At 54.8% G+C, this 10588-nt stretch carries 11 protein-coding genes and 2 rRNA genes; all 13 read left to right on the top strand.

Features of this window, described 5'->3' with window-relative positions:
- Nucleotides 1–318 (top strand): 23S ribosomal RNA (locus ABIE59_RS04345); the annotation flags it as partial.
- Nucleotides 319–424: 106 nt separating this feature from the next.
- Nucleotides 425–538, top strand: a 5S ribosomal RNA gene (gene rrf, locus ABIE59_RS04340).
- A gap of 115 nt (nucleotides 539–653) precedes the next feature.
- Entirely contained in the window at nucleotides 654–2204 is a 1551-nt protein-coding gene (locus tag ABIE59_RS04335) for a 2-isopropylmalate synthase (RefSeq protein ID WP_354444569.1), read from the top strand.
- A 42-nt stretch (nucleotides 2205–2246) separates the two neighbouring features.
- A complete protein-coding gene (locus ABIE59_RS04330) occupies nucleotides 2247–3050 on the top strand; it encodes a hypothetical protein (protein WP_354444567.1) in 804 nt (267 codons plus the stop codon).
- Nucleotides 3050–3529 (top strand): ribosomal protein S18-alanine N-acetyltransferase, encoded by a 480-nt coding sequence (gene rimI / locus ABIE59_RS04325; protein WP_354444565.1) that lies wholly within the window; start codon nucleotides 3050–3052, stop codon nucleotides 3527–3529. Before ABIE59_RS04330 ends, rimI begins: the two co-directional genes overlap by 1 nt.
- Nucleotides 3530–3590: 61 nt before the next feature.
- Nucleotides 3591–5171 (top strand): peptide chain release factor 3, encoded by a 1581-nt coding sequence (prfC, locus tag ABIE59_RS04320; RefSeq protein ID WP_354444563.1) that lies wholly within the window; start codon nucleotides 3591–3593, stop codon nucleotides 5169–5171.
- A gap of 19 nt (nucleotides 5172–5190) precedes the next feature.
- Entirely contained in the window at nucleotides 5191–5958 is a 768-nt protein-coding gene (locus tag ABIE59_RS04315; protein WP_354444561.1) for a TatD family hydrolase, read from the top strand.
- 219 nt (nucleotides 5959–6177) lie between these two features.
- A complete protein-coding gene (gene rplM / locus ABIE59_RS04310; RefSeq protein ID WP_022988664.1) occupies nucleotides 6178–6606 on the top strand; it encodes a 50S ribosomal protein L13 in 429 nt (142 codons plus the stop codon).
- Nucleotides 6607–6618: 12 nt separating this feature from the next.
- Nucleotides 6619–7011, top strand: coding sequence for a 30S ribosomal protein S9 (rpsI, locus tag ABIE59_RS04305; RefSeq protein ID WP_058092410.1), 393 nt, complete (start codon nucleotides 6619–6621; stop codon nucleotides 7009–7011).
- Between the two features lie 236 nt (nucleotides 7012–7247).
- Entirely contained in the window at nucleotides 7248–7844 is a 597-nt protein-coding gene (gene petA, locus ABIE59_RS04300) for a ubiquinol-cytochrome c reductase iron-sulfur subunit (RefSeq protein WP_354444558.1), read from the top strand.
- The gene (locus tag ABIE59_RS04295; protein WP_354444556.1) at nucleotides 7844–9076 is read left to right on the top strand and encodes a cytochrome b; all 1233 of its coding nucleotides are present in this window, start codon (nucleotides 7844–7846) and stop codon (nucleotides 9074–9076) included. Before petA ends, ABIE59_RS04295 begins: the two co-directional genes overlap by 1 nt.
- Nucleotides 9076–9831, top strand: coding sequence for a cytochrome c1 (locus ABIE59_RS04290; RefSeq protein WP_354444554.1), 756 nt, complete (start codon nucleotides 9076–9078; stop codon nucleotides 9829–9831). Before ABIE59_RS04295 ends, ABIE59_RS04290 begins: the two co-directional genes overlap by 1 nt.
- Before the next feature lie 105 nt (nucleotides 9832–9936).
- On the top strand, nucleotides 9937–10566 hold the full coding sequence (locus ABIE59_RS04285) for a glutathione S-transferase N-terminal domain-containing protein (RefSeq protein ID WP_286920513.1): 630 nt from the start codon (nucleotides 9937–9939) through the stop codon (nucleotides 10564–10566).
- Nucleotides 10567–10588: the final 22 nt, after the last annotated feature.

The raw sequence follows: 10588 nt of genomic DNA, 5'->3' as shown, positions 1-10588 counted from the left end.
AGAACGTCGTGAGACAGTTCGGTCCCTATCTGCCGTGGACGTTGGAGATTTGAGGAAAGCTGCTCCTAGTACGAGAGGACCGGAGTGGACGAACCTCTGGTGTTCGGGTTGTGTCGCCAGACGCATTGCCCGGTAGCTATGTTCGGACAGGATAACCGCTGAAAGCATCTAAGCGGGAAGCCCCTTCCAAGATGAGATCTCCCTGAGGCCTTGAGCCTCCTGAAGAGCCGTTCAAGACCAGGACGTTGATAGGCTGGGTGTGTAAGCGCTGTGAGGCGTTGAGCTAACCAGTACTAATTGCTCGTGCGGCTTGACTATATAACACCCAAGACAATTGCGGATAACGCAGAGCAAGGCAAACGCCAGGCTCCATAGAAATCAACATCACGTTCCATCTCGTCCTTCCCAGTGATCATCCGTTTTGCCTGACGACCATAGCGGTCTGGAACCACCTGATCCCATCCCGAACTCAGAAGTGAAACAGACCAGCGCCGATGGTAGTGTGGTTCGCCCATGTGAGAGTAGGTCATCGTCAGGCTCCTAATACCGAAAGCCCCAGCATCTTTGATGCCGGGGCTTTTTTATTTGTGCTTCGGGAGAAGTGATATACTCCCTACCATAATCCAAACCTAGTTTTTGATGGGAGCCTTCTAATGGCCGCAACTGATCATCTGGTCATTTTTGATACTACTCTCCGTGATGGCGAACAGAGCCCTGGCGCCACCATGAACAAGAACGAGAAGCTGCGCATTGCAAAAGTTCTCGAAAAGTTGCGCGTGGATGTGATAGAGGCAGGCTTCGCGATTGCCAGTCAGGGCGACTTCGATGCAGTCAAGGCTATCGCGGAGACCATCAAGGATTCCACCGTTTGCAGTCTTGCCCGTGCCCTGGACAAGGATATTGATCGCGCGGCTGAGGCCATTCGTCCTGCGGCCAGTGGCCGCATCCATACCTTTATTGCCACCTCTCCGATTCATATGAAGCATAAGCTTCAGATGGAACCGGATCAGGTAGTGGAACAGGCCGTTCGGGCGGTAAAACGCGCTCGGAGCCATACTGATGACGTTGAGTTTTCCTGTGAAGACGCTGGTCGTTCAGAGCTGGATTTCCTCTGTCGTATCATCGAAGCGGCGATTGATGCCGGCGCCCGAACCATCAATATTCCAGACACTGTCGGCTATGCGATCCCTGAGCAGTTCGGTGAAACAATCCGACAGCTATTGAACCGTATCCCCAACGCTGACAAAGCCATTTTTTCCGTCCATTGTCATAATGATCTGGGACTGGCTGTGGCTAACTCTCTTGCTGCGGTTACCAGTGGTGCCCGCCAGGTGGAGTGCACTATTAACGGTCTGGGAGAGCGTGCCGGTAATGCTTCTCTCGAAGAAATCGTAATGGCTGTGCGTACCCGCCAGGATCTCTTCAATATTGATACACGAATCGATACCCAGCACATCGTGCCGGCATCCCGGCTTGTGTCGACCATTACCGGTTTTCCGGTACAGCCTAACAAGGCGATTGTCGGGGCCAATGCCTTTGCCCATGAATCCGGTATTCATCAGGACGGTGTTCTCAAGCACCGGGAAACCTATGAAATCATGCGTGCACAGGACGTTGGCTGGCACACAAACAGCCTTGTTCTCGGGAAACACTCCGGCCGTAACGCTTTCCGTACCCGGCTGCTGGAGCTGGGCATTCAATTTGATACCGAGTCTGAGCTTAACGAGGCATTTACTCGCTTCAAGGCCTTGGCTGATCTTAAGCATGAGATTTTTGATGAAGACCTTCAGGCCATTGCCAGCGATACACGGCAGAAAGATGAAGAGGGTCGCTACAGCCTTGTCTGTATGCGGGTTTGCTCCGAAACCGGAGTGGTCCCCAAGGCCCATCTAACGCTGACATTGGATGGCAAGGAGCACGCTGTCGAGGCTGAGGGTAGTGGTCCGGTGGATGCAACGTTCAAGGCAATTGAGTCGCTGGTTGATTCAGGATGCAATCTCCAGCTGTACTCAGTGAATAATATAACCAGTGGTACCGATGCTCAGGGCGAAGTCACTGTTCGCCTTGAGCGTGGTGGGCGCATAGTCAACGGTGTCGGTTCCGATACTGATATCATCATAGCGTCCGCAAAGGCGTACATTGAGGCTTTGAATCTGATCGCAAGGGGTGGTATTCGTCAGCACCCTCAGGTTGCCGATGTCTGATGGTGATAGAACCTTGAACTCGTTGCTTGCCAGAGGCATGACGTGATCCGAACAGAAGCGGAAAGGCAGTTCTATCTTGGGGCCGCCGGTATTCATCTATGGTATGCCCGGGCGCCGCTGCCCGGCGCTGCCCCGAGCCCGGAGTACGATTTTTCCGTTGAGGAGACGGAGCCGCGTCAGGCTGCTGTTTCGGATGCGCCGGCAATTAAGCGGGCAGTGTCTATTCGCCCTGTGGTTGATCCTGCCAACAAAGACCGCCTGACCCAGCTCAAGAATCTGATGGAGAAAGGGGCTGGCAAAACATCGCAGGAGGTCGAGGCAGAGCCAGGCCTTGTGGATTCCGGAGGGCTGGAACTGGTTGCAGAGCCGCCGGAAGAGGGTATGCCCCAGGCCGGTCCGCTCGTCGCTTCTGGTGAAGGCGTGGCCAGGCTCTGTTTGCAGTATTGGGTGGGAGATAGCATTCTTTTGCTTGCCAATCTGTCGGAGGACGCCAGTTTCAGCATGCAGGATGCGTTGGCTCGAAACATTCTTCGTAGTCTCGGTGAGCAAGCCCCGGACACGTCAGAAGTCCTGCGCTGGCCTCTGTTCAATAATGTGAGGGTGTCGCTCAATAGTGACGCAGACCTTGCTGACTTACTGCGACAATCACTGCTCCATACCTCGGGCAAGGCTGTTATAGCGCTTGGCCTTGGGGCCGGGGTTGGTGGGGTTGGGGACATCCTTACTGACGTTGTTGGCCGCAGGCCGGAAGTGGTATTTGATGCATCCCCTGCAGCCCTGGCAGGCGACCCCGCACTGAAACGAGAGTTATGGCAAAAGATCCGCTCCCTGGCGGCAAAAGATTGATGTCGGCAACGGTCCTGCACCAGATTCAGAAATCAGATCTGGCTGTTCGCAGCCTTGTGGAGTCTGATCTTCCCCAGGTCATGGAGCTGGAGTGCCTTGGGTATTCTCACCCCTGGCCGGAGTCTCTGTTTCGGGACTGCTTCAAACCGCAATATCGACTATGGGCGCTTATACGGGGCGACGATATGGTGGGTTACGCGGTGGTCAATTATATGGTTGATGAGGCTCACTTGTTGAATGTCTGCGTACACCCCGCCCTTCGGGGGCAGGGTGCCGGCCGCTACCTGTTGCGCTACGCGGTGGCTGAATCCATCCGGGACGGAATGGTGCAGATGATTCTGGAAGTCCGGGAGAGCAACGAAGCGGCGGCCGCGTTGTACGCCAGCGAAGGTTTTGAGGAAATTGGCCGCAGGCCCGATTACTATCCGGATGCTGCCGGGCGAGAAGATGCGCGGGTAATGGTCTATCGGTTCACCTGACCCTACGCTAACCCGTATAATAGCCCGTTTTTCACCCAACCCAATCAGGTTTCCGTTGTTTATGTCTAACCTATCCCAGGAAGTGGCCAAGCGCCGCACCTTTGCGATTATCTCGCACCCGGATGCCGGTAAAACCACCATAACCGAGAAAGTGCTGCTCTTTGGTCAGGCGCTTCAGAAAGCCGGAACGGTCAAGGGCAAGAAGTCCGGACAGCACGCAAAGTCCGACTGGATGGAAATGGAGAAAGAGCGGGGTATCTCGGTCACTACCTCAGTGATGCAGTTTCCTTATGGCGGCAAGCTGGTCAATCTTCTGGATACCCCTGGTCACGAAGATTTCTCCGAGGATACCTATCGGACCCTGACGGCGGTTGATTCTTGCCTGATGGTTATCGACAGCGCCAAGGGTGTTGAGGAACGCACCATCAAGCTCATGGAAGTCACCCGCCTGCGTGATACGCCAATCATCACCTTCATGAACAAGCTGGATCGCGACACCCGTGACCCGATCGAGTTAATGGATGAAGTGGAAGATGTTCTTAAAATTGCCTGTGCCCCCATCACCTGGCCGATTGGCATGGGCAAGAGTTTCAAAGGGGTCTACCACCTGTATCGGGACGAGGTGGTCCTCTACCAGAGTGGTCAGGGCCATACCATCCAGGAAAGGCGGGTGGTCAAAGGCCTGGATAATCCCGAGCTTGACGAGGCGATCGGGAGCTATGCTGAAGACCTGCGTGACGAAATTGAACTGGTTAAAGGTGCGTCTCATGAGTTTGATCATGAAGCGTTCCTTGCCGGACAGCTGACTCCGGTGTTCTTCGGTACTGCGCTCGGTAATTTCGGCGTGGATCATATGCTGGATGGTCTGGTGGACTGGGCGCCGGCGCCCCAGGCGCGGGAAACCGACGTCCGTGCGGTTGAACCGGCAGAGGATTCCTTTTCCGGGTTCGTATTCAAGATCCAGGCAAACATGGACCCACAGCACCGCGATCGGGTTGCCTTCCTGCGCATCGTGTCAGGTCGCTATCATCAGGGGATGAAGGCGCGGCATGTGCGAATTGGTAAAGAGGTGAGATTCTCCGACGCCCTGACATTCATGGCGGGTGATCGCGAGCATGCTGAAGAGGCTTATGCCGGCGATATTATCGGTCTGCACAACCACGGTACCATCCAATTGGGCGACACCTTTACCGCCGGCGACGACATGAAGTTTACCGGGATCCCAAATTTCGCGCCGGAGTTGTTCCGTCGTATACGGCTCAAGGATCCTCTCAAAGCCAAACAGCTTCAGAAGGGATTGATTCAGCTCTCTGAGGAGGGGGCTGTCCAGGTGTTCCGACCGATGAAGAACAATGACCTGATTGTTGGTGCGGTAGGCGTACTGCAGTTCGACGTGGTGGTGAGTCGTCTCAAGAGTGAGTACAAGGTTGAGGCTGTGTATGAGCCAATCAACGTTGCCACTGCGCGTTGGGTGAGTTGCGCTGATGAGCGCAAGCTGGATGAGTTTCAGCGCAAGAATCAGGAAAACCTGGCGCTCGATGGTAGTGACCGTCTGGCCTATATTGCCCCGACCATGGTTAACCTGAATCTGGCCCAGGAACGTTACCCGGATATCCAGTTCCATAAAACCCGGGAGCACTGATCCGTTACCGGAGGAATCCATGCCGCTGGTCGATGCCCATTGTCATTTCGACTTCCCCGAATTTGACGGGGTTCGCGATCAGGTTCTGGATGCCGCCAGGGCGCGGGGTGTCGAGGCGCTGGTGGTTCCAGGGGTGCGCAGGGTGGACTGGGACCGGATTGAGGCGCTGGCGTCCCCGGCGCGCGGGCTCTGGTATTGTCTTGGCATTCATCCCTGGTTCGTCGACGAACACAGCGAGCAGGATCTGGCGTCTCTGGAGAATCGGCTTTCGGCCAGGCCCGAGGGCTGCGTGGGGCTCGGCGAGTGTGGTCTTGACGCCCTTCATGGTGATCTGGCCACGCAGTTGCCCTGGTTCCGGGCGCAGATCGACATTGCAGCAAAGCTAACTTTGCCGCTGGTCATCCACTCGGTGCGCAGCCATGATGAAGTGTATGGCCAGTTGCGATCGTCCGGTTGGTCTGGCAAGGCCCTGGTTCACGGATTCTCTGGCAGTTACCAGCAAGCCAGAAAGCTGGTAGACCTGGGCTGTTTTATCGGCGTGGGTGGTGTGATCACTTACGACCGGGCCCGAAAAACCCGCGACGCCATTGCTCGGTTGCCGTTGGCGGCGCTGGTGGTGGAGACCGATGCGCCAGACATGGCGCCGGCTCTTGTGGCAAAGGGGCAGAATTCTCCGGTTTACCTGCCGAGGGTTGTCCAGGCATTGGCAGAACTGCGAGCTGAGGCAGTCGAGACGCTCTCAGATACCCTGTATGATAACGTCCGTCGGTTATATGGTTGGTCCTGAGATCAGGGTGAAGTAGGGGATTGACGAAACACTTTGAGGCAGGGTTGGATTTCCTGCTGGCTTCGAGTATACTTCGCGCCCTGGCTTTTCAAGGCGATGTCACTATCTCAGCCCCGAATGGTGGCGACGTCAACATACAGGTATGAACCTCCTCCGGATGCCTTGCATTTACCGGTGGTGGTTTTTAACGTTTCTTATATAGCGTTCAAGGCGGAATCAATGAAGACTCTGAGTGCGAAACCAGAAACAGTAAAACGTGACTGGTACGTTGTAGACGCAGCCGGCAAGACGCTGGGTCGTCTGTCAACCGAGATCGCCCTTCGTCTGCGGGGCAAGCATAAGCCTGAGTATACCCCTCACGTGGACACTGGCGACTACATCATTGTTATCAATGCCAGCCAGGTGAAGGTTACCGGCAAAAAGGCATCAGCAAAGATGTATTACAGCCATACCGGCTTTCCGGGTGGAATCAAATCCATCAACTTCGAGAAGCTGGTTGACAAGGCTCCCGAGCAAATCATTCAGAAGGCCGTAAAAGGCATGCTTCCGAAGGGTCCGCTTGGCCGCGCCATGTTCAAGAAGCTGAAAGTGTACGCAGGCGCTGAGCATGCTCATGCCGCCCAGCAGCCCAAAGAACTCGACATCTAACGGAAGGCGAATATGTCTGTAGCACAAAATTACGGTACTGGTCGCCGCAAATCATCCACGGCTCGCGTCTTTATCAAGCCGGGTAGCGGTAACATCTCCATCAACGGTCGCACCATCGAAGACTTCTTCGGTCGTGAAACTCTTCGCATGATCGTTCGTCAGCCGCTGGTTGTTGCTGAGTCTGCTGATCGATTCGACATCACCATCACGGTAAAAGGTGGTGGTATCAGCGGCCAGGCCGGCGCCATTCGCCACGGTCTGACCCGTGCGCTGATGGAATACGACGAAACTCTGCGCCCTGCGCTGCGTAAAGCGGGTTATGTTACCCGTGACGCTCGTAAGGTTGAGCGTAAGAAGGTTGGTCTGCGCAAGGCGCGTAAGCGTCCTCAGTACTCCAAGCGTTAATCGGCACTACTGTCGATGGAAAAACCCGATCCTATGGTCGGGTTTTTTTGTGTCTTGCAGGCGGTCAGATTTTTGATCTGACGCAGGGATAGGCTCTCGGGTGAACCTTTCTGGCTTGTAAGCGAGGGGTAATTTCATTACCATTTCAGCGCTTATATTTTTGGGTTGTGAAGTCCTTTTCGAAGCGCAGTGCCGGTTTTCCGCGTCTGTGCCTCGCCTGATGGGAGAAAACCATAATGAGTAATGGCGACGTGAACCAAGGTCGACGCCGGTTTCTGATCGGCGCAACGTCCGTGGTGGGTGGTGTCGGCGTCGTCGGTGCAGCGGTACCTTTCGTGGCGTCCTGGAATCCCAGTGCGAAAGCGGAAGCGGCCGGTGCTCCGGTAACCGTAAGTGTCGACAAAATCGAGCCGGGTCAACAAATTACCGTCGAATGGCGGGGTAAGCCGGTGTGGATTATCCGGCGGACCGAGGAAATGCTCGAGAACATTGAGCAATTGTCTCCGCGAATGAAAGACCCTGAATCTGAAACGGCAAGCCAGCAGCCGGCCTACATAACCGGTCCTCAGCGCTCTCTGAAGCCTGAGTTCATCGTTCTGGTGGGTATCTGTACTCACCTGGGTTGTGTGCCGAGCTACCGTCCTGAAGTGGCACCAGCTGACCTGGGTAGTGAATGGTTGGGCGGTTTGTTCTGTCCTTGCCATGGCTCCCGGTTCGACTTGTCCGGTCGCGTGTTCTCCAATCAGCCGGCTCCGATGAACCTTGAGGTTCCTCCTTACCGGTTCGATAACGACGCGACCATGACCATTGGTCTTGATCCGGAGGCAGCGTAATGAACAAACTGATTAATTGGGTAGACGAGCGTCTGCCGATTGTCGACGCTTGGAATAAGCACGTCGGTAAGTATTACGCGCCGAAGAACTTCAATATGTGGTACTTCTTCGGTTCGCTTGCGATGCTGGTGCTGGTAAACCAGCTCGTAACCGGCATCTGGCTGACCATGAGCTACAACCCGTCAGCGGAAGGCGCTTTCGCCTCTGTAGAGTACATCATGCGTGATGTGGAGTGGGGTTGGTTGCTCCGTTATCTGCATTCCACCGGCGCATCGGCCTTCTTCGTGGTTGTCTACCTCCACATGTTCCGTGGCCTGATGTATGGCTCCTACCAGAAGCCCCGTGAACTGATCTGGATCTTCGGCATGTTGATCTATCTGGTGCTGATGGCAGAAGCGTTCATGGGTTATCTGTTGCCCTGGGGCCAGATGTCATACTGGGGTGCCCAGGTTATCGTTAACCTGTTCGGTGCCATTCCTGTGATCGGTGAAGACCTGTCTCTGTGGATTCGTGGTGACTACCTGATCTCTGGTATTACCCTGAACCGTTTCTTCGCGCTGCACGTTGTTGCGCTGCCCATCGTTCTTCTGGGTCTGGTTGTATTGCACATTCTTGCTTTGCATGAAGTGGGTTCCAATAACCCTGACGGTATCGATATCAAGAAGAACAAGGATGAAAACGGTATTCCCAAAGACGGTATTCCGTTCCATCCGTACTACACCGTTCACGACTTGCTGGGTGTGGCCGTATTCTTCTTCATTTTCTTTATCGTGGTGTTCTATTTCCCTGAAATGGGCGGTCTGTTCCTGGAGAAGCCGAACTTCGAGCCGGCAAACAGTCTGAAGACGCCTGCGCACATTGCGCCTGTCTGGTACTTCACACCGTTTTACGCCATGTTGCGCGCAGTAACGGTGGATCTGTTCGGGCTGGATGCCAAGTTCTGGGGTGTTGTTGTCATGGGGGCGGCGATTGCCATCCTGTTCGTGCTGCCCTGGCTGGACAAGAGTCCTGTGCGATCCATCCGTTACAAGGGCTGGATGAGTAAGCTGGCTTTGGCTATCTTCGTCGTCAGCTTCATCGTTCTGGGCTATCTGGGTATCGTGCCGGCGACCGAGGGTCGAACCGTTGTCGCTCAGATCCTGACGGTGCTGTACTTCCTGTACTTTATTCTCATGCCGTTCTATACGCGCATGGAAAAAACCAAGCCAGTACCAGAGAGGGTGACAGGATAATGAGAAAGCTGATTTTTGGTCTTTTCATCGCAATCCTGCCAGCTCTCGGGCTGGCGGCCGGGCCATCGGTTCCCCTGGACACGATGAAGCCTGATCATACCAACAAGGAATCCCTGCAGCGTGGCGTGGCTCTGTTCACGAACTACTGCATGGGTTGTCACTCCATGGAATACGCTCGCTACAAGCGGGTGTCTGATGATCTGGAGATTCCGGCTGAGCTATACGAAGAGAACCTGATCTTCACTGGTGCCAAGATCGGCGAACTGATGCAGATCTCCATGGGTAAAGATATGGCTGCAGGCTGGTTCGGTGCACCGCCACCTGACCTGACTCTGGTTACCCGTGTGCGTGGTGAGTCCTGGGTTTATTCGTACCTGCGTGGTTTCTACAAGGACGACTCTCGTCCTCTGGGCGTTAACAACGTGGTGTTCGCCAACGTTGGTATGCCGCATGTGATGGTAGAAATGCAGGGTCTGTGTGCTGTGGAACCGCGCATTGGCGTTGGTGCTTCGGTTGAGCCGCTCAGTGGCAACATCAACAACGCTGATGTATGCCCGGAGTATGCTATCGAAGGTAACATGTCGGCAGCAGACTTCGATCGTGCCATGTGGGATCTGACCAACTTCATGTCCTACATGGGTGACCCGGTGAAGGTAGAGCGTGAGCGTCTGGGGATTTTCGTGCTGATTTTTGTGGCGATCTTCTTCATCTTTGCGTACCTGCTCAACCGCGAGTACTGGAAAGACGTGCACTAAGATTTAGGGTATAATCCCGGATCCTGAATTCCAGCGGGTCGGTAAGATCCGCTGGAATTTTGCGTTTGTGGATTGTTTCGATTTTTAGAATCGTGAGGTAGCTATATGGGCGTTGTGACCAAGCGGTCATCAATGACGTTTTTCTCGGATCCGGCCAGTCATTACAGCCACCGTGTTCGCATTGTTTTGGCTGAAAAGGGTGTAACCGTTGATATCGTAGACGTGGATCCGGACAATCCGCCTGGAGAATTAGCGGATCTGAATCCGTATAACGCCCTGCCTACTCTGGTGGACCGGGATCTCGTTCTGTACGAGCCCAACATCATGATGGAGTACCTGGACGAGCGTTTCCCGCACCCACCGTTGTTGCCGGTATACCCGGTCGCGCGGGCCAACAGTCGCCTGATGATTCACCGTATTCAGAAAGACTGGTGCGGTCTGGTTGATCAGATTCTGGCCCAGCCGACAGGCAAGGCAGCAGATGCGGCCCGTAAAGAGTTGAAAGAGAGCCTGCTGGCGACAGCGCCTCTGTTTGCAGAAATGCCTTTCTTCCTGTCAGAAGAGTTTACGATCGTGGATTGCTGCATTGCGCCGATTCTCTGGCGCTTGCCCGCGCTGGGTATTGATCTGAGTGACAAGCAGGCCAAGCCTCTTCAGAAATACATGGACAGCATCTTTGCCCGGGAAGGTTTCAAGGCAAGCCTTTCAGACCTGGAAGAAGATATCCGTAGCTGATCGGCAAGCCCGCATGGCGGGG

This window comes from Marinobacter sp. MBR-99 (assembly GCF_040547575.1).
In the GTDB taxonomy this organism is placed as follows: domain Bacteria; phylum Pseudomonadota; class Gammaproteobacteria; order Pseudomonadales; family Oleiphilaceae; genus Marinobacter.
The sequence above is the reverse complement of the archived record's forward strand: the minus strand, read 5'-3'. Positions and strand labels throughout refer to the sequence as shown.